The 26021-nt window shown below is 65.0% G+C and carries 25 protein-coding genes; 9 read left to right on the top strand and 16 right to left on the bottom strand.

All coding sequences use genetic code 11. The features are described 5' to 3' along the window. The first annotated feature begins 4 nt into the window (after window positions 1-4). From AC3WRR_RS06330 to AC3WRR_RS06295, 8 genes are all read left to right on the top strand, one after another. Entirely contained in the window at window positions 5-922 is a 918-nt protein-coding gene (locus AC3WRR_RS06330; protein ID WP_058698398.1) for an ABC transporter permease, read from the top strand. Beyond that, window positions 919-1809 carry an ABC transporter permease gene (locus AC3WRR_RS06325; protein ID WP_052181628.1) on the top strand — a complete coding sequence of 297 codons (891 nt, stop codon included), beginning with the start codon at window positions 919-921 and terminating at the stop codon, window positions 1807-1809. Before AC3WRR_RS06330 ends, AC3WRR_RS06325 begins: the two co-directional genes overlap by 4 nt. 52 nt (window positions 1810-1861) lie before the next feature. After that, window positions 1862-3424, top strand: a complete 1563-nt coding sequence (locus AC3WRR_RS06320; RefSeq protein WP_492296452.1) for an ABC transporter substrate-binding protein — start codon at window positions 1862-1864, stop codon at window positions 3422-3424. Next, window positions 3421-4437 carry an ABC transporter ATP-binding protein gene (locus AC3WRR_RS06315; protein ID WP_492296450.1) on the top strand — a complete coding sequence of 339 codons (1017 nt, stop codon included), beginning with the start codon at window positions 3421-3423 and terminating at the stop codon, window positions 4435-4437. Before AC3WRR_RS06320 ends, AC3WRR_RS06315 begins: the two co-directional genes overlap by 4 nt. After that, window positions 4421-5437 carry an ABC transporter ATP-binding protein gene (locus AC3WRR_RS06310; RefSeq protein WP_010811809.1) on the top strand — a complete coding sequence of 339 codons (1017 nt, stop codon included), beginning with the start codon at window positions 4421-4423 and terminating at the stop codon, window positions 5435-5437. Before AC3WRR_RS06315 ends, AC3WRR_RS06310 begins: the two co-directional genes overlap by 17 nt. Before the next feature lie 60 nt (window positions 5438-5497). Beyond that, entirely contained in the window at window positions 5498-6949 is a 1452-nt protein-coding gene (locus AC3WRR_RS06305; RefSeq protein WP_010811810.1) for an aldehyde dehydrogenase family protein, read from the top strand. 12 nt (window positions 6950-6961) lie between these two features. After that, a complete protein-coding gene (locus tag AC3WRR_RS06300; protein ID WP_439668874.1) occupies window positions 6962-7774 on the top strand; it encodes an enoyl-CoA hydratase in 813 nt (270 codons plus the stop codon). 70 nt (window positions 7775-7844) lie between these two features. Beyond that, on the top strand, window positions 7845-8534 hold the full coding sequence (locus AC3WRR_RS06295; protein ID WP_037024413.1) for a TetR/AcrR family transcriptional regulator: 690 nt from the start codon (window positions 7845-7847) through the stop codon (window positions 8532-8534). Between the two features lie 145 nt (window positions 8535-8679). Here AC3WRR_RS06295 and AC3WRR_RS06290 read toward each other — a convergent pair whose 3' ends face one another. The 9 genes from AC3WRR_RS06290 to AC3WRR_RS06250 all read right to left on the bottom strand — a co-directional run bounded on the left by AC3WRR_RS06290 (window position 8680) and on the right by AC3WRR_RS06250 (window position 16999). Next, window positions 8680-9033 (bottom strand): RidA family protein, encoded by a 354-nt coding sequence (locus tag AC3WRR_RS06290; protein ID WP_010811813.1) that lies wholly within the window; start codon window positions 9031-9033, stop codon window positions 8680-8682. Then, window positions 9030-10238, bottom strand: coding sequence for an NAD(P)/FAD-dependent oxidoreductase (locus AC3WRR_RS06285; protein ID WP_454750531.1), 1209 nt, complete (start codon window positions 10236-10238; stop codon window positions 9030-9032). The genes AC3WRR_RS06290 and AC3WRR_RS06285 overlap by 4 nt, the downstream gene beginning before the upstream one ends. After that, complete coding sequence (locus AC3WRR_RS06280; RefSeq protein WP_010811815.1) at window positions 10228-11607, bottom strand: FAD/NAD(P)-dependent oxidoreductase; 1380 nt, start codon at window positions 11605-11607, stop codon at window positions 10228-10230. The genes AC3WRR_RS06285 and AC3WRR_RS06280 overlap by 11 nt, the downstream gene beginning before the upstream one ends. Then, the gene (locus AC3WRR_RS06275; RefSeq protein WP_063048021.1) at window positions 11600-11980 is read right to left on the bottom strand and encodes a (2Fe-2S)-binding protein; all 381 of its coding nucleotides are present in this window, start codon (window positions 11978-11980) and stop codon (window positions 11600-11602) included. Before AC3WRR_RS06275 ends, AC3WRR_RS06280 begins: the two co-directional genes overlap by 8 nt. Then, a complete protein-coding gene (locus AC3WRR_RS06270) occupies window positions 11970-13106 on the bottom strand; it encodes an NAD(P)/FAD-dependent oxidoreductase (RefSeq protein WP_010811817.1) in 1137 nt (378 codons plus the stop codon). Before AC3WRR_RS06270 ends, AC3WRR_RS06275 begins: the two co-directional genes overlap by 11 nt. A gap of 13 nt (window positions 13107-13119) precedes the next feature. Beyond that, on the bottom strand, window positions 13120-13914 hold the full coding sequence (locus AC3WRR_RS06265) for an ABC transporter permease (protein ID WP_010811818.1): 795 nt from the start codon (window positions 13912-13914) through the stop codon (window positions 13120-13122). A gap of 12 nt (window positions 13915-13926) precedes the next feature. Beyond that, entirely contained in the window at window positions 13927-14724 is a 798-nt protein-coding gene (locus tag AC3WRR_RS06260; RefSeq protein WP_234788257.1) for an ABC transporter permease, read from the bottom strand. 118 nt (window positions 14725-14842) lie between these two features. Next, window positions 14843-15910, bottom strand: coding sequence for an ABC transporter ATP-binding protein (locus tag AC3WRR_RS06255; RefSeq protein WP_439668876.1), 1068 nt, complete (start codon window positions 15908-15910; stop codon window positions 14843-14845). 54 nt (window positions 15911-15964) lie between these two features. Beyond that, window positions 15965-16999 (bottom strand): ABC transporter substrate-binding protein, encoded by a 1035-nt coding sequence (locus AC3WRR_RS06250; protein ID WP_010811821.1) that lies wholly within the window; start codon window positions 16997-16999, stop codon window positions 15965-15967. A 187-nt stretch (window positions 17000-17186) separates the two neighbouring features. On the opposite strand from AC3WRR_RS06250, the gene AC3WRR_RS06245 reads away from it, so the two are divergent. Next, window positions 17187-18095 carry a LysR substrate-binding domain-containing protein gene (locus AC3WRR_RS06245; protein WP_010811822.1) on the top strand — a complete coding sequence of 303 codons (909 nt, stop codon included), beginning with the start codon at window positions 17187-17189 and terminating at the stop codon, window positions 18093-18095. A 48-nt stretch (window positions 18096-18143) separates the two neighbouring features. Here AC3WRR_RS06245 and AC3WRR_RS06240 read toward each other — a convergent pair whose 3' ends face one another. The 7 genes from AC3WRR_RS06240 to AC3WRR_RS06210 form a co-directional block, all read right to left on the bottom strand. After that, entirely contained in the window at window positions 18144-18503 is a 360-nt protein-coding gene (locus AC3WRR_RS06240; RefSeq protein WP_010811823.1) for a RidA family protein, read from the bottom strand. A gap of 25 nt (window positions 18504-18528) precedes the next feature. Next, on the bottom strand, window positions 18529-19227 hold the full coding sequence (locus tag AC3WRR_RS06235) for a GntR family transcriptional regulator (protein ID WP_010811824.1): 699 nt from the start codon (window positions 19225-19227) through the stop codon (window positions 18529-18531). A 9-nt stretch (window positions 19228-19236) separates the two neighbouring features. After that, window positions 19237-20493 (bottom strand): NAD(P)/FAD-dependent oxidoreductase, encoded by a 1257-nt coding sequence (locus AC3WRR_RS06230; protein ID WP_010811825.1) that lies wholly within the window; start codon window positions 20491-20493, stop codon window positions 19237-19239. Then, window positions 20490-22259: an ABC transporter permease subunit gene (locus AC3WRR_RS06225; RefSeq protein ID WP_058698406.1), complete on the bottom strand. Its 1770-nt coding sequence runs from the start codon at window positions 22257-22259 to the stop codon at window positions 20490-20492. Before AC3WRR_RS06225 ends, AC3WRR_RS06230 begins: the two co-directional genes overlap by 4 nt. Beyond that, the gene (locus AC3WRR_RS06220; protein WP_439668877.1) at window positions 22252-23430 is read right to left on the bottom strand and encodes an ABC transporter ATP-binding protein; all 1179 of its coding nucleotides are present in this window, start codon (window positions 23428-23430) and stop codon (window positions 22252-22254) included. The genes AC3WRR_RS06225 and AC3WRR_RS06220 overlap by 8 nt, the downstream gene beginning before the upstream one ends. Before the next feature lie 29 nt (window positions 23431-23459). Next, window positions 23460-24548: an ABC transporter substrate-binding protein gene (locus tag AC3WRR_RS06215; RefSeq protein ID WP_037024414.1), complete on the bottom strand. Its 1089-nt coding sequence runs from the start codon at window positions 24546-24548 to the stop codon at window positions 23460-23462. Window positions 24549-24899: 351 nt separating this feature from the next. Further along, complete coding sequence (locus AC3WRR_RS06210) at window positions 24900-25859, bottom strand: LysR family transcriptional regulator (RefSeq protein ID WP_010811829.1); 960 nt, start codon at window positions 25857-25859, stop codon at window positions 24900-24902. Between the last annotated feature and the right edge of the window lie 162 nt (window positions 25860-26021).

Here is a 26021-nt window from a genome sequence, read left to right as displayed (position 1 = left end):
CGCCATGCTGAACCTGATCAGCAAGCAGATCGGACTGGGGCTCGCGGTCGTCATCACGGCGGTCACGCTGACATTCTTCATGGTGCGCATGAGCGGCGATCCGACCGCGCAGATCCTGCCGCAGGACGCGACCGCCGAACAGCGCCTCGCCATGCAGAAGCAGCTCGGGCTGGACCAGCCGCTGCCACGCCAGTACATGAACTACATGCAAGGCGCGGCCAGGGGCGAGTTCGGCAACTCCTACTTCGATGGTGACACCGTGACGGCGATCATCATGCGCCGCCTGCCCAACACGGCGCTGCTTGCGTCGAGCGCGCTGGCCATCGCACTGGTCTTCGCCATTCCACTTGGTGTGCTGGCCGCCACGCGGCGCGGCGGCCTGCTCGATCGCTCGGTCCAGGTGATCAGCGTGCTGGGCGCGTCGGTGCCGTCGTTCTGGATGGGCCTGCTGATGATCCAGGTCTTCGCGGTCGGGCTGGGCTGGCTGCCGACTTACGGCATCGGCGGATGGCAGCACCTTGTGTTGCCGTCGCTCACGCTCGCGCTGTATGTGTTTCCCAGTGTCACGCGGCTCACCCGTTCGTCGATGCTCGAAGTCTTGCCATCGAGCTACGTCAATGCGGCCAGGGCGAAGGGAATGCCTGAGCGCCGCGTGATCTTCCGCACGGTGATGCGCAACGGCATCGTGCCCGTGCTGGCGCTGATCGCGCTCGAGATCGGCTCGCTGTTCGGCGGGGCCGTGCTGACCGAGACGGTGTTCTCCTGGCCGGGCATCGGCCGGCTCGCGATCGAATCGATACAGCGCCGGGACTTCCCTATCACCCAGGGCGTCGTGGCCTACGTGGCGGTGATCTTCGCGGTGCTTACCGTGCTCGTCGAGATCGTCATCCGCATCGTCAATCCGAGATTGAGGCAAGCATGATATCCACCACCACATCCGCTTTGCCTGCGCCGGCATGGCGACGGCTGAGCCGGCGCCTCGCGCACCAGCCGGTCGCCATGCTGCTGTGCGCAGCCTTCATTGCCCTCACGCTGGTCGCGGCAATTGCGGGAGATGCGCTGACGCCGTTCGACCCCACCTTCCAGGATCTCGGCAGCCGGCTGCTGCCGCCTGGCACGATCGGCGCCGAAGGGCGCTATTGGTTCGGCACCGACGCGCTCGGCCGCGACGTGCTGTCGTTGCTGGTGATGGGTGCGTGGCCCGCGCTGTTCGTGTCGGTTTGCGCGGTCTCGCTGGCGGCCGTGGCCGGGATTGGCGCGGGCATCCTGGCCGGCTACCGCGGCGGGCGCTTCGCGGTGCTGCTGCTGTACCTGTCGAACATCCAGCTGTCGTTTCCGTTCTTCCTGCTGGCCATCACGATCGTCGGCATCCTGAGCCCGAGCGTGCCGCTGGTGATCGCGGTGATCGGGCTCGGCACCTGGGTGCGCTTCGCCCGCGTCACCTACTCGGACACCAACCAGATCCGGCAGCTCGAATACGTCGAAGCGGTGCTGGTCATGCGCGGCAGCATCTGGCGCGTGCTGTTCCGGCACATCCTGCCCAACGTGCTGCCCAACGTGCTGGTGCTCGCGACCTTCGCCTTCGGCACCGCCATCGTCATGGAGAGCGGGCTGAGCTTCGTCGGCCTTGGCGTACCGACCGATTCGCCGACCTGGGGGCGCATGCTGAGCGAAGGCCGTGACTATATGGAGACCGCCTGGTGGCTCACCGTGTTCCCGGGCTCCTGCATTTTCCTGCTCGTACTGTCGATCAACGTGCTTGGCGAGCAGGTGCGCGACATATCCGATCCGAAAGTCAACCGGCGCTGAAGACGCCGGGTCCGCTCCGCCAACCAAGCTGTTCACCTCCAAGGAGAAGGTCATGAAAACGGGAGACTTTGTCGAAACGACAGCCATGCGCAGGGCAGCGCTGCGCGCCTGCCGTACGCTTGGGCTGGCGCTGGCCATATCGGCCGGCCTGGCCACCACGCCACCTGCGTACGCGGCAGGCACGGACGTGCGCATCGCGCTGTCGGGCGGTATCGACCAACTCGATCCGGCACGCACCGCCAATGGTCCCGACCTGGCGATCATCAGCCAGATCTACGACACGCTGCTGGTGCTGGATCCCAAGACCGGCACGCTGCTGCCCAACCTGGCAACGTCCTACGCGCTCAAGGAGCCGACGTTGTGGGAATTCAAGCTGCGCAGCGACGTCAGGTTCCAGGATGGCAAGCCGCTGACCGCGGATGACGTCAAGTATTCGATCGACCGCATCCTCAATCCGGCGACGAACTCACTGCACGCGCCGCAGCTCGCGTCGGTTGCCGAGGTGATCATCGTCGATCCGGCCACGGTGCAGATCCGGACCAAGACGCCGGATCCGCTGTTGCCGCGTCGCATGCAGCCGATCGGCGGCAGTGGCCGCGTGTTCATCGTACCGAAGCACTATTTCGAATCACACAGCCAGCAGGAAGTCAATGACAAGCCAATGGGCTCCGGCCCGTACAAGCTGGCCGAATGGCGCAGGGGCACCTCGCTGACGCTCGAGCGCAACCCCGGCTACTGGGGCCAGAAGCCGGATGCGACCAGCGGACGCTACACGTTCATTCCCGAAAACGGAACGCGTGTGAACGCGCTGCTGCAGGGCGAGGTGGATATCATCCAGCGCGTGCCGATTGCCGATGTCGATCGCATCGAGAAGGCGCAGAACACCAAGGTCATCACCAGTATGGACGGCCTGGTGCACACCCTGCTGCTCGACTCGCGCAAGCCACCGTTCAACGACATCAAGGTGCGCAAGGCCTTTGCCGAATCGCTGGACATCAACAACATCGTCACGCACCTGCTGGGCAAATACGGCCGCGTCCTGGCGGTGCCGATGGCGCCGACTGTCGTGCAGTATGACAAGTCGATCAAGCCATACCAGACTGACCGCAAGGCGGCGAAGGCGGTGCTCGGGGGCAAGCCCATTGAGCTGAAGACCTATACGTCAGACGGGCGCTATGTGAATGACCGCGATATCTATCAGGCGATCAACGCGCAGCTCAACTCGACCGGGTTCAAGATCCAGCCCCAGGTCATGGAGTGGGGGCGTCTGATCAGCCTGATGCAGACGAAGAGCGGCGGCCCCTTCTACATCATCGGCTGGGACTTCGGCGAAGGCGATGCGAGCAAGATCAACTCGTTCCTCAATTCGGTCTCGCCACTCAGCGTGACCAACGATCCCGAGTTTGACCGGCTGGCCGCGCAGGCGGGGAGCCAGATGGACGATGCGAAGCGTACCGAGGACTGGAAGGCCGCGCAGAAGCTCGTGAACGACCGCTACTACGTCGCTGCGGTGTGGCAGGCCGCATCGATCTACGGCTTCTCGAAGCGGCTGCAGTGGGATGCCCGCTTCGGTGACAATTTCGACCTGGCCACGGTCAAGGTTTCGGCGAAATGACCGTGTCCACGCTACGTGAACCGTCCGATGCGCCGGTGCTCGAGGTTGCCGACCTGGACGTGTCGTTCCGCACCCGCACGGACGACGTGCGGGTGGTGCGCGACCTGTCCTTCACGGTCGCGCGCGGCGAGGTGTTCGCGGTCATCGGTGAATCGGGCTCCGGCAAGTCGACGATGGCGCAGGCGGTGATGGGCCTCTTGCCTGGCACCACGCACACCAGCGGGCGCATCTCGCTTTGCGGGCAGCCCATCCATAATCTTGCGCCGGCCGCGCGCCGGCGCCTGTGCGGCGAACGGATGGCACTGATCAGCCAGGATGCCCTCGCTGCGCTCAATCCGTGCACGACAGTCGGCTTCCAGATCGCCGAGACGCTGATGGTGCATCGCGGCCTTGGGTACGGCGCGGCGATGCGGCGTGCGGTCGAGTTGCTGAAGCTGACCGGCATCCCTTCGCCCGACGAGCGCGTGCATCACTATCCGCATGAGTTCTCGGGCGGCATGCGCCAGCGCGCGCTGATCGCGATGGCGCTGGCGCTCGAGCCCGACATCCTGATCGCCGACGAGCCGACCACCGCGCTGGACGCGACCATCAAGGCGCAGATCCTGCAGTTGCTGATGCGCCTGAAGCGCGAACTCGGCATGGCCGTCCTCATCGTGACGCACGACATGGGCGTGGTCGCGCGCATGGCGGACCGGATGCTGGTGATGTACGCGGGACGGGCGGTCGAGACCGGTCCCGTGGTCGAAGTGTTCGACGCGCCTGCTCATCCCTACACGCGTGCGCTGCTCAAGGCGATTCCGCGGCTCGACCAGCCTGGCTTGGCGCTGCGCGCGATTTCCGGCGCGCCGCCGGCGCCGCAGGCAATGCCGCCGGGCTGCCCCTTCCATCCCCGCTGCCCGATGGCCGTGGCCGCCTGCGCCAGCGAGCTGCCACAGCCGATCCGGTTTGCCGCCGGGCGAACGTCGCAGTGCCGAATCCCACCGGGCGAGGTTCCATATGCAGAACGTGCATGATTTCCCGAAGGTGAAGCCTTCCAACGACGACACGCCGGTGCTGTGCACAAGCGGCCTCGGACGGCGCTTCCGCATCCCGCAGCCGTGGCCGGCAAAGCCGCTCACGCTCGATGCGGTCGACGACGTGACGCTGTCGCTCGCGCCAGGGAGGACGCTTGGCATCGTTGGCGAATCGGGCTGCGGCAAGTCGACGCTGTCGCGCATGCTGGTCGGTATCCTGCCGCCGTCCGAGGGCAGCCTGTACGTGGACGGCATCGACATCACCACTCTGCGAGGCGAGCGCTGGCGCGAGGTCATGCGCGATGTGCAGATGGTGTTCCAGTCGCCCTATACGGCGCTCAACCCGCGGCTGACCATTGGCGAGATCGTGCGCGAGCCGCTCGACATCCACGAGGCGCACCTGCCGAAAAGCGAGCGCACCGCACGCGCGGCCGCGATGCTCGAACGCGTCGGGCTGAACGCCGGCCATGCGTCGCGCTACCCATACTCGCTGTCGGGCGGGCAGCTGCAGCGGGTGGGCATCGCGCGCGCCCTGGTGCGGCCCGCGCGCGTGGTGGTCTGCGACGAGCCGGTGTCGGCGCTTGATGTATCCGTCCAGGCGCAGGTCGTCAACCTGTTGCGTGAACTGCAGGACGAACTCAAGGTGTCGTATGTGTTCGTGTCCCACGACCTGGCGGTGGTCGCAAACGTTTCGCACGACATCGTGGTGATGTACATGGGCCGCATCGTCGAGTCAGGCGTCGCCGCCGACGTCCTGCAGTCGCCGCGTCACCCCTATACGCAGGCGCTGGTCGACAGCGCGAACGTTCCCGATCCTCACGCCGAGCGCGCCCGCAAGCCGCGCGTGCTGACCGGCGATCTGCCGAGCCCGACCGATCCGCCGTCCGGTTGCCGCTTCCGCACGCGCTGCTGGATGGCGAGCGACGAGTGCGCGCGTTCGGTGCCCGCATTGATCCAGCGCTCGGGAGCGCCGCAGCGGGTCGCGTGTCATTTCGCCTGAGCCCTTTTTTGCCTGAACCATTTCGCACGGCCCCTAGCGGGCGCCATGGGGGATCATGAGATGAAGCATTGCCATACCTACGCCGCTGGAGCGTGGTTTGAATCGGGGGGATCGGAGGAAATCGATCTCGTCGACAGCTATACGGAAGCGGTGTATGCGAGGTTGCGCGCCAGCTCGCGTGCTGACGTCGATGTTGCGGTAGCGAGCGCGCGCAGCGCGGGGCGTTCCTGGGCGCAGACGCCGGTCGAAGTACGAGCGAACGCGCTTGTGCGCATCGCCGAAGCGCTGGCCGAACGCGCCGATGAACTCGCGCAAGCCATCACGCGCGAAGTTGGCATGCCCGGCAAGCTGAGCCGGCGCATCCAGGTCGACGTACCCATCCGGGCGTGGCGGCGCCAGGCGGAACTGGCTGAGACGCTGGCACGGCCAGAGCGAATCGGTCATTCGATCGTAGAACGGCTGCCGGCTGGCGTGGTGGCGTGCATCACACCGTGGAACTATCCGCTGCATCAGCTCACGGCCAAGGTGGCTTGCGCGCTCGCCGCGGGCTGCACCGTGGTCGTCAAGCCTTCGGAAGTGGCGCCCGCGAGCGGGCTCATTTTGGCCGATGCGGTAGCGTCGGCGGGGCTGCCGGCAGGGGTTTTCAATCTTGTCAACGGTCGCGGTGAAAATGTGGGCGCGGCGCTCGCCGGGCACCCGGATATCGACATGGTCTCGTTCACCGGCTCTACCTCGGTGGGGCGCAGGATTGCCGCCGATGCGGGGGCACAGCTCAAGCGCGTCGCTTTGGAATTGGGTGGAAAGTCTGCCGCACTGATCCTGCCGGATGCGGACCTGGCAACGGCAGTCAAGGCCACGTTAGCCAATTGCCTGCTCAATTCCGGTCAGACCTGCTCGGCGCTGAGCCGGCTCCTCGTGCCACGTGAACGCTACGCGGAAGTCGTTGCCATGCTGCGCGAACAGGTCAGGACCTACGTCATGGGCGACCCTTCGGATCCTGCGACGCGGCTTGGCCCGCTGGCTTCGATGTCCCAGTTGGCGCGGGTGCGGTCCCTCGTCGACGCTGCACTGGCGGATGGCGCGACGGTCGTCGCAGGTGGGCCCGACGCGCTGCCGGTGCCGTCGCACGGCTATTTCTTCGCGCCGACAGTGCTGGGCAATGTGGATCCGTCGATGCCGGTCGCACAGCAAGAAGTGTTTGGGCCGGTGCTGGTGCTGCTGGCCTACGACAACGTTGACGAGGCCGTGGAGATCGCCAACGGCACGCGTTACGGGCTCGCCGCCAGCGTATGGGGGCCAATGCCCGACGCCGCATGGTCGGTAGCACGCCGGTTGCGCGCGGGACAGATCGACGTGAACGGCGCGCCGTTCAATCCCGACGCACCGTTCGGCGGCTTCGGCGACTCGGGCATCGGGCGGGAAAACGGCCTGCACGGCCTGCATGAGTTTGTCGATACCGTTTCATATCAATTACCTGCCGACCACATCGGGAACCTGGTCGGCGCAAGCTGAGGAAGCCACGACATGGACTACACAGAGTTGAACTACGTCGTACAGGACGCCGTTGCCACGATCGAGCTCAATCGGCCGGACCAGCTCAATGCGCTGACGTTCAGGCTGGAGGCGGAGTTGTACCAGGCGATTGCCGACGCCGATGCCGACCCGGAGGTGCGGACCATCCTTGTCACTGGCGCGGGCCGGGCATTTTGTGCCGGCATGGACATTTCCCAGCTGGAAGGCTTGCCGCCCGAGGATATCCGCTCGCGGCGCCACATGCGGACGTTCGACATGAACCGGCGGGCGGACTACCAGACGCGCTATTCCTACTTTCCCGCCTGCAGCAAGCCCATCATCAGCGCCGTCAACGGTGCGGCCGCTGGCCTGGGGCTTGTGCTCGCGCTTTACAGCGACTTTCGGCTCGCATCGCGTTCGGCGGTATTCACGACGGCATTCGCAAAGCGGGGGCTGGTCGCCGAGCATGGCGTGGCGTGGATCCTGCCGAGGATCGTCGGCGCCGCGCATGCGACCGATCTGCTGATGACGTCGCGCAGGGTGGAAGCGGACGAGGCGTTGCGTATGGGGCTGGTGCACCAGTTGTCGGATGCCACTGATTTCCGCGCCAGCGCACATGCCTTCGCGATGCGGCTCGGTCGCGACGTGTCGCCGCGCTCGCTACGCGTGATGAAGCGGCAGCTCTGGGAGGCCCCTTTCCAGGCCCTGGCCGAAGCGGTGCGCCTGGCCAACGACGAGATGGTGAAAAGCCTCGGAAGCGATGACTTCCGCGAAGGTGTCGCGCATTTTGTTGAACGTCGTGCACCGGTGTTTACCGGCCAATAGGCCAAGCGGGCGGGGCATAGGACCGCCTTTGTTAGAATCGCTGACTTGACATGTGAGAGAGGGGAAGTCGATGACGGCAGACTCGCTTGCCGGGGCGGGCGACGTACCATCGTCACTGAGATTCGAAGAGATGCTGGGGCGCAAGTCCCTGGATCGGTCGTTGTCGAAGCGCGAGCGTACCCGCTATGTATTCATGACGATCGCGGCGCGTTGCCTCCAGGATAATCCCGCGGAGAATCCCACGGTAGAAGTCGTCCTCTCGCAATCCGGGCTGGCGCGCAGCACCTTCTACAACCACTTCAAGGACATCGACGACTGCATCTTCGAAGTGCTCGACCTGTTCTTCGAGTACATCGAGGGCAGCCGCGTCAGCAGCTCGCGCGAACTGTCGACCTTCGATGCCATTGTCGAAGCCAATATGTGGTACGCGCGCGCCTACGCGGCGAACGCGAACCTGTTCGCGGCCATTCATCGCAACAGCGCCTTGCGCAAGGTGCGCGAACAACGTAACGCGCAGTGGGCGATGAAGATCGTGCATGTATCGGGGCGTCGGCGTGGCCGCGAATTCATTGGCGCCGAGCGCATCGAATATGCCGGCACGATCCGCATGCTGATCACGATGACGATCGAAGTCCTGCGCGAGCGTTTCGTGGCCAATGACGTGCTCCTCGCCGAAGCGTTTCCGACGGCCGACGAGGTCGCAATGAAAGTGAGTGAAATCTGGTACGAGGTGATGCAGCGCTATGAGCAGAAGGCGTGAGCGGAACCGGCTCCGGCTGCGGCTCCGGTAACGAGCCGCTGGTCCGCCAGCGCCCGTGAACTGCACGCCAACAGCCGGACACCGGCTGTTGGCGTGCAGTTCAAATCGGCCGGACTTCATGCGCGTTTGATGGCAGCGCCCAGCGTCAGACCGCGGCCGTCACGATGATTTCCACCAGCAATTCGGGACGTGCGAGCTTGGCCTCGCAGGTTGCGCGCGTCGGCACGGCGTCCTCGGGAATCCAGGCTTCCCAGGCGGCGTTCATGCCGGCAAAGTCCTTGTCGATATCCTTGAGCCAGATCTGCGCGGACAGCAGCCTGGTCTTGTCGCTGCCGACGGTGGCGAGGTAGCCCTCGATCTTTTCCAGGACATCGCGCGTCTGGGCGCCGATATCCCCGGAGATGTCGCTGGCCGTGACACCGGCCACGTAGACCACGCCGCTGTGCACGACGAGACGGGAAAGACGTTTGGTGGACTGGAAGCGCTGGATATTGCTCATCCGTATGACCTCGAAGAAGAATGAAGGGTGGAGCGGCCGGCTGGAACCTGCTCCCGTAGTGCGCCGGCCAAGGCACTGCGGGGCTTGCTGAAGCGGCCGATGGCAAAGGCATCGATCGGCAGGGTGGAGCGTTGTTCGGTGATGAGTTCGGCGACGATCTGGCCGACGATGGGGCCGAGTTCGAAGCCGTGCGCGGAGAAGCCAAAGGCATGCACCACGCCTGGAGCGGACTGGCTGGGGCCGATGACCGGAATCTGGTCGGGCATGAAGGCCTCGACGCCGGCCCATGCGCGGTTGATGCCAAGCGGGCCAAGGTGCGGGAACAGCGCCGTCACCGTCCGCGCGCTGGTGCCGAGCCTGAGCATGTCGACTTCGCCATGACGTGCCTGCGCATCGGCAGGGCAGCGCAAGCCGCCGCCGATCAGCACGGTGCCGTTGTCGAACTGCTTGAACGAGAGCGCACGCCCGGTGGCGCCGAGCACAGGCTTCACGAACGGGGCCACGCGGTGCGTGATCATCAGCATCAGTCCGCCGGCCTCGAGCGGCACGGGTTCGCCGAGCTGTGCCGCGAATTCCCCGGCCCAGGCGCCCGCCGTGTTGACAAGGCGTTCGGCGCGGAACACGCCCCGCGGCGTATGCACATGCCAGCGGCCGCCGGCCTGTTCCAGGCGTCCCGCCGGCGTGGCTTCGTGCACCACCACGCCTGCCGCTTGCGCGGCCCGGCGGAACGCCATGACGGCACGATAGGGCAACGCGTGCCCGTCGCGGCACGCCCAGATGGCGCCGGTGACATGCGGCGCGATGGACGGGACCAGCTCCCGCACCGCGTGTCCGTCGACAAGCCTTTCGTGCGTAAAGCCGAGGGCTTCGAGCCGGGTCACGCGCTGGCGCAGCGTGTCGAGCTCGGCATCGGTTTCCGCCACCTTCAGCTGGCCGCTGGGGACGAAGCCGGCGTCGTCGCCGGTGAGTTCGCCAAGGCGATGCCAGAGCTCGCGCGAGGCCAGCGCCAGCGGAATCTCGGCGAGGTGGCGGCCCAGGGTGCGCACGCCGCCGGCATTGACGCCGGACGCGTGCCGGCCGCAATACTCGGCTTCGAGCAGCGTGACGCGCAGCCCCTTGCGCACGAGATGGAGCGCGCTCGAGGTGCCATGCAAGCCGCCGCCGATGACAATCACGTCGGCATCGGCACCGCGATCAGGCTTCACTGGCCAGTTCTCCGAGCGTGACCGGCTTGATCGGCGGCCGGATGCGGTAGTAGCCGACCTCCTGCGGCGGCACGCCACGCGCGTCGGCGATGACCTCGGTCACCGTCAGCCCGCATTGGCGCCCCTGGCAAGGCCCCATGCCGCAGCGCCCGAAAGACTTGGCCTGGTTGGGGCCGCTGCAGCCCAGCGCGACGAAGCCGCGGATATCGCCGGCGGTCACTTCCTCGCAGCGGCATACGACCACATCGTCGGCCGGCACTCGGTTGGCCGGCTTGGGGCGGTACAGCGCGTCGAGGAATGGCCGGATGCCCAGGTGCGAGCGCAGCGCGGCGCGCAGCGGCACGGCCAGGCGGTCCCGTTGTGGGGCGCCGAGCTTGCCCACGTTGTGGGAGGCCGCCAGGCCGGCCAGCTCGCCCTGCAGCGCGGCGGCCACGGCGCCGCCAATGCCGCGGCCATCGCCCGCCACGAAGATGCCGGGCACGTCGAGCGTGCCCCATTCGTCCACCACCGGCTGCCAGCACAGCTGCGTGTCGTCCCAGCGGTGCGCCGCGCGCAGCGCCCAGCTGAACTGGGTGTTGGGCACCACGCCCTGGTGCAGCAGCACCGCATTGGTGGCAAGGCGGTGGGCCTGCCCGCGGCTGGTGAAGTGGAGGGCCCGCACCGCGTCGTCGCCCTCGATCGACAAGGCCGACGCCCCTTTGTAGAACGGCACGCCGCCGCGCTTCAGGGCGCGCATCAGCGCCAGGCCCTTTTTCAGGTAGCGCCAGCCGGCCAGCGCGCCGCCCAGGTGGGCCAGCGCGCGCTTGTAGTCGGCGCCATCGGTGGTATCGACGATGGCGCGGATCGGCACCCCGGCCCGCACATATTGCCAGCCCAGCAGGTACAGCAGCGGGCCGCAGCCGGCCAGCACCACCGGTTCGGCAGGCACCACGTCGGCGCTCTTGAGCAGGATCTGCGCGGCGCCGGCAGTCAGCACACCGGGCAGTGTCCAGCCCGGGATCGGGAAGGGGCGTTCCATGGCGCCAGTGCACAGGATCACCTGCCGGGCCTGCAGGCTGGCCACGCTGCCGTTGCGCAGGTAATGCACCGTGTGCTCGCGCGTGACCTGCCACACCGCTGCGCCGGTGATGTGCTGCGCGCTGCTGGCGGCAAATCGGTCTGCCAGCGCGCGGCCGGCCGCGTAGTCGGGGCCCAGGATACGCAGTCGCTCCGGCGGGGCGCTCTGGATGCTGCGATAGATCTGGCCGCCACAGGCTTCCTGCTCATCGAGCAGGGCCACGCGCGCGCCGGTAGCGGCGGCGGCCACTGCGGCAGCCATGCCGGCCGGGCCGGCGCCGACGATGGCGATGTCCACCTCGAGGTCAGCCATGTTCCACCTCCGGGGCACGGGCAGCGGGCACGGCGGGCGGCAACGGCAGGGTGCGCGCGCCATCCTGGGTGCGCACGCGCATGCCTTCGCTGACGGTCACCAGGCAGCTTTGCCGGCTCGGTTGCCCGTCGATTTCCATCAGGCATTCGAAGCAGACGCCCATCATGCAGTACGGTGCGCGCGGCTCGCCGCTGACCGGCGAATTGCGGAAGCGGGTCACGCCGCTGGCCAGCAGCGCCGCGGCAACGCTGCACCGGGCCGGCACCCGCAGCGGCGCGCCGTTGAATTCGATGGCGACCGTATCGGCGCCGGCGCTGCTGCCGGCATTGCCGCCGGGGGCGGCCATCCGTTTGAACAAGCGATCAGTGGGCATGGTGGAAGGTCTGGTTGGAGTTCAGGAAGCGGTCGCCGGCGAACACGTCGATACCGTGCGGGCGCTCGCCGCCCGCCACCCAGGGTGCGACCCGCAGCGCATGCGAGGCGGCCAGCGTGACGCCGCTATGGCACGTGGTGACAAAGGCGCCCGGACAGGCCTGGCTCTCCTGGTAGATCGGGAAGCCGTCCGGGCTCATCACGCGCAGCGCACCCCAGGCCCGCACCAGCTTGAGGCCGGCCAGCGCGGGGAAACTGCGCACGCCGCGCCGGGCAATCTGGGCGAGCACGTCGGCGGTGGTGCCGTCGTCGAAGCCGACGTCTTCCATCGAGTCGCCCAGCTGGATCGTGCCTTCGTCGGTCTGGCGCACGTAGGTGGTCGGGAAATCGAGGAAGGGCGTGGCGCGTTCGCCGATCAGGACCTGGCCGCGGTTCGGCGCCACCGGCGCATGCAGGCCAACCTGCGCCGCAAGCTCGCGGTTGCCGAGGCCGGCGGCCAGCACGACGCGTGGTGCGGCAAAGCGCGCCTTGCCACCTTCGCCCGCATGGACGGTGAAGCCGCCCGCCTCGGGCGTGATCGATTGCGCGCCATGCCGGCCGACGATGCGGACGCCGCGCGCCTGGCAGGCGGCATGCAGCGCGCGCAGCAGCTTGAGCGGATTGGTGTGCCCGTCCATCGGCGTATAGCTGGCACCGGCCACGGCCGGCCCGACGCCGGGTAGCCGCTGCGCCACCTCGCGGTGGTCGAGCATCTCGAACGGATAGTCGCCGTCCAGAGCGTCCTGGATGCCCTGAAGGCGTTGCCGGCGCTCTTCGATCTCCTGCTCGGAAAAGCACAGGTGGAAGCCGCCGGGCTGCCTGAGGCAGACGTCGATGCCGGTTTCGTCGCGCAGCGCATCGCGCAGCTGCGGCCACAGGCGCGCCGAGCCCAGCGTCCAGCGCGCGTAGGGCGCCATGCCGAAGCCCTTGCCCTGGACCCATACCAGGCCGAAATTGCCGCGCGAGGCGCGCAGGGCATCGTCGCCCTCGTCGAGCACGGTGACACGCGCGCCTTGCCTGGCCGCGCCGTAGGCAATGGCAGTGCCAACCAGGCCGCCGCCAATCACGATGAGATCGGATGTAGTCATGTCAGTCGGGGGTTCAGTTCTTGCCGATCAGCACGCGGTCGAGGCCGACGATACGGTCCAGCAGCACCATCAGCACGAGCGTACCGACGATCAGCACCGTGGATACCGAAGCGACCAGCGGATCGATAGTCTGCGCGATCTGGTTGTACATCGCCACTGGCAGCGTGGTGGTGCCGGGCGTGGCCACGAATACGGTCATGGTCAGCTCGTCGAAGCTCTGGATAAAGGCGAGCATCCAGCCGCCAACCACGCCGGGCAGGATCAGCGGCAGCACCACGCGGCGAAATGCCGTGAAGCGGCTGGCGCCGAGCGAGAGCGCCGCGCGCTCGGCATCGCGGTCCAGGCCCGTGGCCGCAGCCAGCACCAGCCGCAGCGCATAGGGCATGACCACCACCACGTGCGTGAGCGCCAGCCAGAAGAACGAGCCGGTCGCGCCCAGCGTGGTAAAGAAGCGCAGGAAGGCCACGCCCAGCACCACATGCGGGATCATCAGCGGCGACAGGAAGAAGGCCATCAGCGCGCCACGGCCGGGAAAGCGATGGCGGACCAGCGCCAGCGCGGCGGGCACCGCCAGCGCCACCGCGATGGTGGCGCTGGACAGGCCGAGCGTCAGCGACAGCCAGAAGGCGTCGACGATCTCGTGCGCATCGGCAATGGCGCGGAACCAGCGCAGCGAGAAGCCGTCGGTGGGCATGGAGATATAGCCCTTGCCGGTGAAGGACACGGCCACCACCATCAGCAGCGGCGCCACCATGAAGACGATGAACAGGGCGTGGAACAGCAGGGAAAGCGGACCATTCTTGCGCATGGCGTCGGCTCCTTATGCGTCGAAGACTTGGCGGAAGCGGCGCTCCACCAGCCGGTTGCAGCCGACGATGACGATCACGTTGGCCACCAGCAGCAGCACCGCGATCGATGCGCCCAGCGGCCAGTTCAGCGTGTTCAGGAATTCGTCGTAGGCGGCGGTGGCCACCACCTTGAGCCGGCGGCCGCCGAGGATGGCCGGGGTGGCAAAGGCCGATGCCGACAGCGCGAAGACGATGATGCTGCCCGACAGGATGCCGGGCAGGATCTGCGGCAGGACCACGCGGCGGAACACCGTGAACGGCGAGGCACCGAATGCCTGGCCGGCCTGTTCCACCTGCGGGTCGAGTTTCTGCAGCGACGCCCACACCGAAATCACCATGAACGGCATCATCACGTGGGTCAGCGCGACAATGACGCCGGTCTGCGTGAAGACGAGCTTCAGCGGCGCGTCGACAATGCCCAGCCATTGCAGTGCCTCATTGATCAGCCCGTTGTTGCCCATCAGGATGGCCCAGCCCAGCGTGCGCACCACCACCGAGATCAGCAGCGGACCCAGGATGACGATCAGGAACAGCCCGCGCCACGGGCTGCGCATGCGCGACAGGATGATGGTCTCGGGCACGCCGAACACGATGGACAGCACCGTCACCGCCAGCGCCATGCCCGCCGTGCGCAGGAAGATCTCGTGGTAATAGCTGTCGCCGAGGATTTCCAGGTAGTTGGCAGCCGTCATCTCCGGCAGCACGCCGCGCGTGCCGTCGAACGCGTGGAACGACAGCAGCGCCGTGAGTGCCAGCGGGACCAGCAGCATCGCGCAGAACAGCAGCAGGGCGGGGCCGCACAGCAGCCACGGTGCGGCGCCGGCGAACGGCTGGCCGGCCGGGCGTGGCGCCGACACGGGCGCGCCGGCCAGGTTGGGGCTTGCGGTATCAGCCATGCTTCGACTCCGATGCCAGCACGCGTAGGTCCTGGTCTTGCCAGAGCACGCTGACCGCGGCGCCTTCCGCGGGTGGCGCCTCGCCAAGGTTGGGCTGGCTGACGCGCAGCCGGCCCAGCGCGCTGTCGACCTCGAGCATCCAGTGGTTGCCGAGGAACAGGCGTGCCTGCACCGTGCCGGGAATGCCGCCGTCGCCGGCCCGGCCGAGCCGGATCTTCTCGGGGCGGACGTAGACGTGCACGTCGCGCCCGACCTGGCGGCCTTCATGCGGCACGTGCGCGAGCGTTTCGCCCAGGCGCACTTCGCAGCAACGCGGATTGGTCTGTTCGACCACGCCCGGGATACTGTTGGTCTTGCCCAGGAATCCCGATGCGAACGCCGACTGCGGGCGCTCATAGGCCTCGAACGGCGTGGCAAGCTGGACGATGCGCCCGCCATGCATCACCGCGATGCGGTCGCTCATCGTCATCGCCTCGACCTGGTCGTGCGTGACCAGGATGGTGGTGATGCCGAGGTGGCGCTGGATCGCGCGCAGCTCGATGTGCATGTCCTCGCGCAGCTTGGCGTCGAGGTTCGACATCGGCTCGTCGAGCAGCAGCACCTCGGGACGGATCGCCAGCGCGCGGGCAATGGCCACGCGCTGGCGCTGGCCGCCCGATAGCTCTTTCGGAAAGCGCTTGCCGAGGCCGCCCAGGCGCACCAGCTGGAGCGCCTCGTCGATCCTGCGGGCGCGCTCCGCCGCCGCCACGCCGCGCATTTCCAGCCCGAAGCCGATATTGCCGGCCACGGTCATGTGCGGAAACAGCGCGTAGCTCTGGAACACCACGCCCATGCCGCGCTTTTCCGGGCGCAGCGCGGTGATATCGCGCCCGTCGAGCACGATGCGCCCGCGCGTTGGGTCGACAAAGCCGGCAATCATCTGCAGCGTGGTGGTCTTGCCGCAGCCGGACGGGCCCAGCAGCGACAGGAATTCGCCGCGCCGGACTTCGAGGCTCAGGTCTTCGACGGCATGAAAGCTGCCAAAGGATTTCGCGAGGCCGCTCAGTGTAAGGAAGCTCATGGTTATGCAGGGGCGGTCATGTTGACGGTGTCGAGGGGCGGGAGGATGGCCGGACTAGCGTTCCACCGTCCGGTTCCAGCGGTTGGTCCACTCGGCGCGCTTTTCGTTGACCAGGGTCCAGTTGGTGGGCAGCAGCTTGTCGACCTGCGCCTGGCCATACGGCACCTTGGCGGCCACCTTCGGCTCGAGTTTGGCCTTGCCATTGACCGGCCCCCAGCCCTGGCTGTCCGCCAGGATGGCCTGGACTTCCGGCGTGAGCAGGTATTGCACGAAGGCCTGGGAGGCTTCGGGCACATCGCTCTGCACCACCGGGCACGCGGCGGTCAGCAGCGCCGGGGCGCCTTCCTTCGGATAGACGAATTCCACCGGAAAGCCGGTGTCCTTCAGGCTTTGCGCGCGCCCGCTGCCCCACACGGCCAGCGTGACATCGCCGTTCTGGAACAGCTCGGTCATCTTGCCCGGCGACGGCTCCCACGCCAGCACATTGGGGCCGACCTCCCTGGCCAGCGCGCTGAAACCGGGGTCGATGTTCTGGTCGCTGCCCTTGCGCAGCTTGGCGAACACCATCAGCGTCTGCAGCCCATAGGTGTTGCTGATCGGCGGGATGGCGACCTTCTGGCGGAATTTCTTGTCGGTCAGAGCTTCCCAGGAATCGGGCTTCGGCAGGCCCGTCTTCCTGAACGCTTCGGTGTTGTAGACCAGGCCGGTTGCCACCACGCCGATGCCGGTGGCCTTGTTGCCGCCGATTTTCGCGATCGGGTAGAGGTCCTTGTAGATCGGCGCGTCCTTGATGGTGTCGCAGAAGCCGAACTGCACGGCCTGGTACATCGGGCCGTCATCCAGCAGCACCACGTCGAGTTCCTGCTTGGCTTTCTGTGCCTGCAGCTTGGCCAGTGTGTCGGTGGAGTTGCCGGCCACGTAGACCACCTTGACCTTATGCCTGGCCTCGAAGGCGGGAATGATCTTTTCCTTGAACGCCTTTTCGGTGGAGCCGCCGTACGAACCGACGTAGAGGGTCGGCTGCTGGGCCATCGCCGCTGACGCACTGCATAACGCGACCACTGCCGCGGCCAGAACTTGCTGCTTCATGCTTTCCTCCGTGGTATGCACCAATAAAATGCAAGTCGATCACCACATCCATGCATTAGGGTTATCCCTGCACCATAACGACTATGCTCAGGAACTATGCGGCGTTGGGATAGATTAGGAGGATGGAGCGGCCGTGAAAAATTCTTTTTTTTGGCACATCCATAATGGCATGTTATAGACTTGCCGCATGAAAATCCGCCAGCTCGAAGCCTTCCGGGCCGTGATGCTCTGCCAGACCGTCACGCGCGCCGCCGAGATGCTGCACATCTCGCAGCCAGCCACCACGCGCCTGATCGCGGATCTGGAAGAGGCGGTAGGGTTTGCCCTGTTCGAGCGGTTGCGCGGCCGGCTCCATCCCACCGCCGAGGCGCAGGCGCTGTTCGAGGAGGTGCAGCGCTCGCTGGTGGGGATCGACCGGATTGCGCAGACGGCCCTGGAGATCCGCGACATGCAGCGCGGGTCGCTGCAGATTGCCGCCGCACCGGCGCTGGCGCTGTCCTTTCTGCCGCGGGCGATCGCCGCGTTCATGCAGGATCACCCCCAGACCCACATCACCATGCTGCCGCATTCGTCACGCACGGTGGTCAATATGGTGTCGGAGCAGCGCTGCGACGTGGGCTTTGCGATCCTGTCGATGAACCACCCCAGCACGCACGGCGAGCGCCTGCTTTCGACCCGGATGGTCTGCGCCATCCCGGCGGGACACCGGCTTGCCGGCAAGGAGGTGATCCGGCCCGAGGATCTCGCGGGGGAGCGCTTTGTCTCCCATCCGCGCGTGCTGGACTCCCGGCTGCAGATCGATGCGCTGTTCGCTTCCTACGGCATCGAGTGCAAGGTGCAGGTGGAGACGCAGGTGTCCTGGAGCATTTGCGCGTTCGTGGAGGAGGGGCTGGGCGTGGCCCTGATCGACCCGATCACCGCGCTCGAATACAAGGGCACTGGCGTCTGCTTCCGGATGTTCGAACCGTTGCTGACCACTGACTTTTCCGTGCTGTTTTCGGCCCAGCGTTCGCCGTCGATATTGCTCAAGGCGTTCGTCACCCACACGCGCGCCTTCGCGTTGGCCAGGCTGGATCCCCGCTTTGTGGTGGCTTAGCGGTGGGCTAATGGTGGATTGGCGCTGCTGATGCCGGGCTGGCCTGGGTCAGGCCTGAGCGGCGGTGATGACGATTTCAATGCGCCAGGCGGGATTTGCCAGCTGTGCCTGGACCGTGGCCCGGCTGGGACATTGGCCCTTGGCGACCCACTCGTCCCAAACGCTGTTCATGCCTGCAATGTCCGCGATGTCGGTAAGGAAAATCTGGCAGGACAGGATTCGCTCCTTGCTCGAACCGGCTTCGGCAAGCAGATTGTCGATCGTAGCCAGGACCTCTGCGGTTTGCGCTTCAATCCCTTGATCCAGGGTCTTCCGGGGTACCTGGCCGGCGAGGTACACCGTGCCGTTATGAATGGAGACGTCGGACAGGCGAACGCCGGTGTTGATGCGCGAGATGGTGTTGCTCATTTTCTGTGTTGGGGTTTGGGAGGGTTTAAACAAAAATTTTGCCGTTGCGCTGTTTGACAATGTCCATGACAGATTCACGGCTGCGCTTGATGCCAGCGAGGGTCCGGCTGGCCGCAAGGTCGCCGTCGCCGGAAACCAGGACGTCAATCATGCCTTCGTGCCCGTGTCGCCACGAAGCCGAGCGGTCGCTTGCACTGATACTCAGATAAAGCACCCGCAGACTTTGGTCATGAAGTTGTTCCAGGATCAAGGCGAGGCGACTATTGCCGCAGGCCCTGGCAATGCCTACGTGGAACGCGGCATTGGCCAGCAGGAACGCCCGCTTGGCGTCCGTGTCGTCAAGGTCGTATTCCTTCGTGCAGGCCGCGTTAAGCTGCTCCAGCGTGGCTTTCGATATCTGGCCGGCAGCCAGGCGCGCCGTTTCAGGTTCGATGAGCTCACGCGCATCGAAGATCTCAATCACGTCACGCAACAGCAGGGGTGACACGACGTGCCCCTTGCGTGGAGAACTTACCAGCCAGCCGGCCTCCGTCAGGCGTGTGAGGGCGCTGCGGATCGGGGCTTTCGTCACGCCGTACGCTTCCGCCAGGGCCTTTTCCGTGACCTCGACTCCCGGCAGCAAGTCGCAAGTGATGACGCGTCGCTTGATGTCGTCAAAAATCTGGCGCTGCAGCGGACGGTTATCTCCGGTCTCAGCCAGCAAAGCAGGGTCGATGGCATTCATTGCTGCTCCTTACGCAAAGCGCGAGATGGAAAACTCGCGCCACGTTTCACTGATGACGCTGTTTGCCGCCGCGAGTGCAACCGCGCGCCCCGTGAACGACGCGGCAGTCAATCCGATGTGGCCATGGCCAAAGGCACAGATAATACGTTCGTTGCCTGGCAGCGGGCCAAGGACGGGGAGCGAATCAGGGGTGCAAGGCCGGTGGCCCATCCATTCCTTCCGATCCTCGGTCCTGGCATCCGGGTAAACCTCCCGCAGCGTTGCCAGGAGCTGATCAAAGCGGCTCCGGGTCGGCGCGGCATGCAATCCGCCAATCTCGGCCGTTCCGGCAACACGCAAGCCGTCATTGATCGGTGTCACGAGCGTCTTCCGCTCTGCCCACATGACGTTGCGCGAGACACCTACGCCGGTGTCACTCACTTGCAGGTGATATCCGCGGTGACTTTCCAGGGGAACCCGCCAGCCGAGCGGCTGGACCAGAGACTTGGAATGGATGCCGGCCGCAATCACAACCTGTCCGGCGAGACGTTCGCCGCCGCTGGTGCGTACGCGAACGCCATGGCTGCCTGGCCGGAGGTCAATCACATCTTGCTGGACAAGCCGGGCGCCCCCCTTGTTGACGCATGCCCTGACGATGCGCTCCACGAACTGCTGTGGATTGGAGCAGTGGCCGTGGCCTGGGAAGTAGATAGCATGCCTGAAGATGTCCGACAGGGCTGGCTCATACTCCCTCAGTTCCCGAGCGCTCAGGACGCGCTGTTCGATCCCGAGCTCGGTCCGGGTGCGCAGCGCACGCTGCTCATCCTGAAAGCCCTCGTCGGTGCTGTAAAGATAGAGCTGACCCACGTGGTGGACCAGGTCTTCCGCGCCGGCGAACGCGATGATCGGCGCATAGTCGTCGAGGGAGTTTCGCATCATCTTGCGCACGCCTTCGGCTGCAACGCGTGACCTGGCGGGGGTTGCCTCGTGCAGGAACTTCAACAGCCAGGGCAGCGCAGCCGGCAGGTGCTTCCACAATACCGTCACCGGACTCGCGGGATTCACCAGCCACTCCGGAATGTGCCGGTAGATGCCCGGCATGGCGAGCGGGAAGCTGATGCCCGGGCTCAGTCCGCCGGCATTGCCGAACGAGCAGCCATATCCAGGCGCCTGCCGGTCAATGATGGTCACGCGCCGACCTTGCTGAACCAGGTTGTAGGCAGCGGTTGCGCCGATGATGCCCGCGCCGATGACGACCACATCGTCTTGTACAGGATCGCTCGTCATGCTGCGCTCGCGAGTTTGGCCGACTTGCGGCGAAGGAGGTAGGAGATCGCCATCACCATCAGGATGGCGGCAAAGAGCAGGACGGATACCGCCGCCAGGGTCGGGCTGACCTTCAGGAGGGCGTCGTCCCACATCTGCTTCGGCAGCGTCGTAAACATCCCGCCACTGACAAACAGCGCCAGGGTCAGGTCGTCAAACGAGGTGACGAATGCAAAGATGAATGCGGACAGGATTCCCGGCGCAATAATGGGAAGGGTAATCAGCCGGAGCCTTGTTAGCGTATTGGCACCGGAGATACTGGCCGCCGCATCCAGCCGGCGGTCATAGGAACGCAGTGCCGCCGATACCGTGATGACCACATACGGAACCGCCAGTGCCGTGTGCCCGATAACCAGGGCAAGCGACGAGCCCAGCCAGCCGATACGGGAAAGCACGTAGAAAAGGCCCAGGGCAACGATGATGCGAGGCAGGATCATCGGCGCCAGGATTGCACCGAGAACCAGCGAGCGCAGCGGAAGCTTCTGTTGGGCAAAGGCGAACGCCGCCGGAATGCCGATGACGCTTGCCAGAATCGCCGTGCCCACGGCGACTCCCAGGGAGCGCTGGATTGCCGAGGTCCAGAGCGGCGACGCGAAGATCTCCTCGTACCAGTGAAGCGTGAATCCTTGGGGCGGCCAGTCGATGAAGGCGCTCGTGGTGAAGGACTCTGGAATCAACAGCAGCACCGGAAGGCTCAGGGCAACGATGATGCCGACCGCGATTGGCCTGGAGATGCCCTGCGCCCCATCGGCCTTCGGGCGACGCGAGACGGCGGGTCCGATGAACCGGTCTACAGCCTTGCCCGCAACCCAGCATGCGCTGAAGGCGGCATTGCGAATGAACCCCGTGCCAGAGCGGTTGCCGGCCTTGGTATTCGATGTGTCGCCCGTCATTGTCGACAGGCCTACCAGTTTGTCATAGAGCCAGTAGATGATGAGCGTTGCCAGCAATGTAACGACGGCTAGTGCAGCTGCCAGGCCCCAATCGAGCATTTCCTGCACTTGCTGGATGATGAGCTGGGCCATCATGGTTTGTTTGGGGGAGCCAAGCAGCGCCGGTGTAATAAAGAAACCCAGTGCGGAAATGAAGGTCGAGAGCCATGCGGCAGTCACCCCGGGGGCGCTCAACGGCAAGTAGACCGTGAAGAATGTCACCCCTGGCTGCGCGCCGAGCGTGTGCGCGGCTGAAAGGAGCCGTCTGTCGATGGATTCGAACACCGGCAGCATGGTCAGGATGGCGAGAGGCAGCAATACGTGAACCAGGCCAACGACGACGCTGAAGTTTGTATACAGAAGCTCCATCGGTTCGCTGATCACCCCCATGTTTACGAGGGAGCTGTTCACCACGCCGGTCCGGCCAAGAATCACGATCCAGGCAATGGTGCGAACCAGAAAGCTCGTCCAGAACGGGAGCAGTACGCCAAGCCAAAGCCATTGACGCCAGCCGGGTGTCGCCCGCGTGATGGCCGCGGCCACGGGGAAGCCGGCGATAACGGCAATGGTTGCCGCGGCGGCCGACAGATAGAGACTCTGGATGAGCACCTGGGTGTAGACAGGCGTGCGCACCAGCCGCGTGAACGAGGTGGACGAGAAGCCGTCATTGCCAAACAATGACGCGCTCAGCAAAAGCACAACGGGAACGAAGACCGTAGCCAGCAGGAAGATCAGTGTGGGGGCGACCAGGGCCGGGCCGGTCCAGCGCCCACGGAAGGTGGCCGCGCTAGACATGCTTCTCTCCGAAGATGATGGCGGTTGGCGCGTCGAATGCAATCTGGCTCCTGCCCCCCGTTATCGGCTTTGTGGCTTGGGTCAGGCCAACCGAAACCATCGTCGAACCGTCGTCCAGCTTCATGCGCGTGCGGGAAAGCGAACCCATCACCGTGCATTCCTCAATGGCACACGGGATCTGGTTGACATTGGCATCGGCCTTGTCAGCGCCGACCCGGATGGATTCGGGTCGGACCAGTAGAACTGCCGAGGCGCCAACCTTTGCAGAGTCCGCGACGCGCCCGCGAAGCGTCATACCGCAGGGGAGGCTCAGCGTCCCCGTGCCAGAGGCCGCGTCGATGCCAGAGAGCTTGCCGCGGACGCAATTCGAATCCCCCAGGAATTGGCCGGCAAACAATGTGCGCGGGGAGAAATAGAGGTCTTCCGGCGAGCCGATTTGCTCGATCGCCGCATTGTTCATCAGGCAGATGCGATCCGACATCGTCATCGCCTCTTCCTGGTCATGGGTGACGTAAAGAACGGTGATACCCAGCGCCTTCTGCAGTTGACGAATCTCGGTCTGCATATGGGAGCGCAGGGCTTTGTCGAGCGCGGCCAGCGGTTCATCCATCAGCACGATCGACGGCTTGTGGACAATCGCCCGCGCCAGCGCAACTCGTTGCTGCTGGCCACCGGAGAGCTGGGTCGGAAAGCGGCCATGGATGCCGGGAAGCTTGATCAGGTCGAGGATGGCGTCGACTTCCTGCCGGATCTGCTCCGCACTCATGCCGCGCATGCGCAGGGGAAAGCCGATGTTCTCCGCCACGGTCATATGCGGGAACAGCGCGTAACTCTGGAACATCATGCCGATGTCACGGCGATGAGGCGGCGAGAAGGTAGCGTCCTTCTTCTCGATCCAGATTTCGCCGCTCGTTGGCTGGGTCAGCCCCGCAATCATCATCAGCAGCGTCGTTTTTCCCGAACCCGACGGGCCAAGCAGCGTGACGAATTCGCCTTGCTGCACAACCAGGTCAGTGGCGGTCAGGGCGAACGTCTCGCCATAGCGCTTGGACAGGCCGGCGATCCGGAGCTTTTCACTGCTCTGGCCGCCTTGGATGACCGGCTCGCTCATCCGTGCCACGCGCGCTATGCCGCCGACTGCGGAACGATGCTCAAGCATATTTCTATTCATGACTTCCATTTCCTTCCACCGTCTTCTGCTCAGGCCAGCAACCAGGTATTGAACGATTCCGTCAGCTTGTCCTTGCTCTTGCCCCAGTATTTCGCGTCGATCTGGATGGCCCTGGAAATGTTGTCGGGATGGGTGGGCAGCGCTTTCGCCCGGACCGGATCGATAAACTTGTACGCGTCCGGATTGGAGGGACCGTAAGTCAGAATCTTCGTGTACGTTGCCTGGCGCTTTGCATCGCACGTGAACTTGATGAACTCGCGGCAGATGTCGGCCTTTGGCGTGCCTTTCAGAATGCAGAATCCTTCCGTGCTCCAGAGACCCTGATTCCAGATGATCTTCACCGGCGCCCCTTCATCGATGGCCGCCTGTGCCCGGGCATTCCAGGTGGGGCAAATGTCCACCTCACCGCTCTTCAGGATCTGGGAAGTCTGGGCGCCACTGGTCCACCAGACGTTGACGTTCTTCTTGATCCGGTCAAGGCTGGCGAATGCAGCCTTCGCATCAATCGGATACAGGGAAGCGGCCGCCCCGCCACCGCCGAGGAAAGCTTCTTCGAGCGTGTCTTGCGGCGCGCGACGCAACGCGCGGCGGCCAGGGAAATTCTTGATGTCCCAGAAGTCAGCCCAGGAATTCGGCAGCGGCCGGTCCTTGAACTTATCGGTGCGGACCGCAAGCACCGTCTGCAGAACCAGCGTGGCGATCATGTACGGGCTGTTGTACCTGGCCGGAATCTCCGGGGCATTGACGCGAACCTCTTCCAGGAACACGCCCGTGGAAGGATCCGTCAGGACTTCCTGAGACTGGCGATTCAGCAACGCCATGTCCCAGGCAAAGTTCTTTGCCTCAACCATTCCCTTGATCATCGCGGTGGGGTCCGATTGCGCAACCACCGGAACCACTTCGATGCCAGTCGCTGCCTTGAACGGGCGATAGAACGCCTCCGCAAAGGCTTCCGAGTAGGGGCCGCCCGGATCACGGACTACGATCCGCTTGTCGGCAGCAAGCGCACCTTTGTTGATGAAAGGGAATGCCAGGCTGGCGGTGCCAGCCATGGCAAGTTGCCGCAGTACACGACGGCGCGGCGTACTGACTTCAGGGTTTTGGGTAGGGGTGACCATGAACGACTCCGTAGGCTCTGCTGTTATTCATGACAACGGTTACTGACATGTCACAGGCATCGTAGACATGTCAGAAATCGAAGTCAAAGATCTTCTTATGAGCGTTTACCCGTGAGCAGTGCTATTCCTGTGATTCGCGCTTTGCACAAATGCCTGCGCACGCACTTGTCGGTGCACGAGGTCATGGATTGACGATGGGAACAGCTGTAGCGCTCTGCAAACAGGGCCAGGGCGACTATGGCGATGAGGAGGAAAGGGAGGGGCGAAAAAGCGTGCCGCCGAAGCGTTCGGATCGACGGTATTCAGGACAGCCTGCGATGCAGGCTGTCCTGTCCATGAGAAGGAAGAAAGTCAGAAGAAAAAGGAGTCCGTCGCCGACGCGGTGGGCAGGATTTCCGCGGTGCCTTTTGCGGAACGCTGATAAGCCATCAGCGCGTCGTGTGCCAGTCGCGCCATCTCGCGCGTCGCCGGAGACAGCAATTGACCTCTGCGCTTGACCAGCGCGAGCGTATCGTAAAGGGGTTCTTTGAAAGAGACGTGGAACAGCGATGGCGGAAAGCGATCGCTTGCGATGGCGGCACGGCAGGCAATCGTGTCTCCGATCCCCTCGCTGACAAGCGCCAGGGCGGACGTCAGGTATTCCACCTCGATCATCGGCGAGATGCGAATGCCAGCGACCCTTGCACGGTCGATGATCTGGCGCCTGGCGGGGTCGGTGTCGGCATAGTGCGCGTCATAGAAGACGAGCCGGGCTTCGCTCAGATCCTGGATCGAAACGGGTTTTGCGCAGTGTTCCGTATCTGCACTCACGAAGCAGACTTCGTCGCGAACGAGGGGCACGACATCCAGATCGGTATCGTCGACCGGGAGCGTGACAAGACCTGCCTCCAGGTAACCTGAGGCCACATCAGTGGCCGTCTCCGCGCTGTTCTGGCCGATCAGCCGGATGCGTACATTTGGATAAAGGGCGTGGAACTGCTTTGCCAGGTTGGTACTGAGATAGAAGTCCGCATTGCGCAACAACCCGAAGGTCGCGGTTCCCCCGCCGAGCGACATCATAGCTTTGACGGCTCGTTCACCTTGCTCGGCTGACACCGTGGATTGCTCCGCAAATGGCAGAAGCTGCTCCCCCGCCACGGTAAGCACGAGTTGCTTGTTTGCGCGATAGAAGAGTTTCGTACTGAGCTCAGCCTCCAGACGCCCCACCAGGTCGGAAACGCCAGGCTGGCTGATGCCCATTTCAGCGGCCGCGGCACTGAACGTGCCAAGGCGAGCGGCCCGGATAAATGCCTCAAGCTGCACAAGTGTCACAAGTAAACCTTATGGAAGGTACAAGGATTTGCGCATTGTCTCACGCGCGGCGCGGCGCCGTTGCGTGAGAGCCAGCTTGAGAAGCCGGGACCGCCGAAAGGAAGCAAGCATTGCCCTGCCAATGGCGGGCAATGCTCGGAGCTTGTCAGTGAAGGGTCGAAC

It is taken from the genome of Cupriavidus sp. FW305-3-2-15-C-LB2 (assembly GCF_058787575.1).
The sequence above is the reverse complement of the archived record's forward strand: the minus strand, read 5'-3'. Positions and strand labels throughout refer to the sequence as shown.

Coding starts and splice junctions, on each gene's coding strand:
- AC3WRR_RS06320 (WP_492296452.1), top strand. CDS start 1,862: ATGAAAACGGGAGACTTTGTCGAAACGACAGCCATGCGCAGGGCAGCG.
- AC3WRR_RS06295 (WP_037024413.1), top strand. CDS start 7,845: ATGACGGCAGACTCGCTTGCCGGGGCGGGCGACGTACCATCGTCACTG.
- AC3WRR_RS06275 (WP_063048021.1), bottom strand. CDS start 11,980: ATGCCCACTGATCGCTTGTTCAAACGGATGGCCGCCCCCGGCGGCAAT.
- AC3WRR_RS06280 (WP_010811815.1), bottom strand. CDS start 11,607: ATGGCTGACCTCGAGGTGGACATCGCCATCGTCGGCGCCGGCCCGGCC.
- AC3WRR_RS06235 (WP_010811824.1), bottom strand. CDS start 19,227: ATGAATGCCATCGACCCTGCTTTGCTGGCTGAGACCGGAGATAACCGT.
- AC3WRR_RS06330 (WP_058698398.1), top strand. CDS start 5: ATGCTGAACCTGATCAGCAAGCAGATCGGACTGGGGCTCGCGGTCGTC.
- AC3WRR_RS06255 (WP_439668876.1), bottom strand. CDS start 15,910: ATGAGCTTCCTTACACTGAGCGGCCTCGCGAAATCCTTTGGCAGCTTT.
- AC3WRR_RS06315 (WP_492296450.1), top strand. CDS start 3,421: ATGACCGTGTCCACGCTACGTGAACCGTCCGATGCGCCGGTGCTCGAG.
- AC3WRR_RS06305 (WP_010811810.1), top strand. CDS start 5,498: ATGAAGCATTGCCATACCTACGCCGCTGGAGCGTGGTTTGAATCGGGG.
- AC3WRR_RS06260 (WP_234788257.1), bottom strand. CDS start 14,724: ATGCTGCTGGTCCCGCTGGCACTCACGGCGCTGCTGTCGTTCCACGCG.
- AC3WRR_RS06290 (WP_010811813.1), bottom strand. CDS start 9,033: ATGAGCAATATCCAGCGCTTCCAGTCCACCAAACGTCTTTCCCGTCTC.
- AC3WRR_RS06245 (WP_010811822.1), top strand. CDS start 17,187: ATGAAAATCCGCCAGCTCGAAGCCTTCCGGGCCGTGATGCTCTGCCAG.
- AC3WRR_RS06250 (WP_010811821.1), bottom strand. CDS start 16,999: ATGAAGCAGCAAGTTCTGGCCGCGGCAGTGGTCGCGTTATGCAGTGCG.
- AC3WRR_RS06310 (WP_010811809.1), top strand. CDS start 4,421: ATGCAGAACGTGCATGATTTCCCGAAGGTGAAGCCTTCCAACGACGAC.
- AC3WRR_RS06225 (WP_058698406.1), bottom strand. CDS start 22,259: ATGTCTAGCGCGGCCACCTTCCGTGGGCGCTGGACCGGCCCGGCCCTG.
- AC3WRR_RS06325 (WP_052181628.1), top strand. CDS start 919: ATGATATCCACCACCACATCCGCTTTGCCTGCGCCGGCATGGCGACGG.
- AC3WRR_RS06300 (WP_439668874.1), top strand. CDS start 6,962: ATGGACTACACAGAGTTGAACTACGTCGTACAGGACGCCGTTGCCACG.
- AC3WRR_RS06240 (WP_010811823.1), bottom strand. CDS start 18,503: ATGAGCAACACCATCTCGCGCATCAACACCGGCGTTCGCCTGTCCGAC.
- AC3WRR_RS06230 (WP_010811825.1), bottom strand. CDS start 20,493: ATGACGAGCGATCCTGTACAAGACGATGTGGTCGTCATCGGCGCGGGC.
- AC3WRR_RS06270 (WP_010811817.1), bottom strand. CDS start 13,106: ATGACTACATCCGATCTCATCGTGATTGGCGGCGGCCTGGTTGGCACT.
- AC3WRR_RS06265 (WP_010811818.1), bottom strand. CDS start 13,914: ATGCGCAAGAATGGTCCGCTTTCCCTGCTGTTCCACGCCCTGTTCATC.
- AC3WRR_RS06220 (WP_439668877.1), bottom strand. CDS start 23,430: ATGAATAGAAATATGCTTGAGCATCGTTCCGCAGTCGGCGGCATAGCG.
- AC3WRR_RS06215 (WP_037024414.1), bottom strand. CDS start 24,548: ATGGTCACCCCTACCCAAAACCCTGAAGTCAGTACGCCGCGCCGTCGT.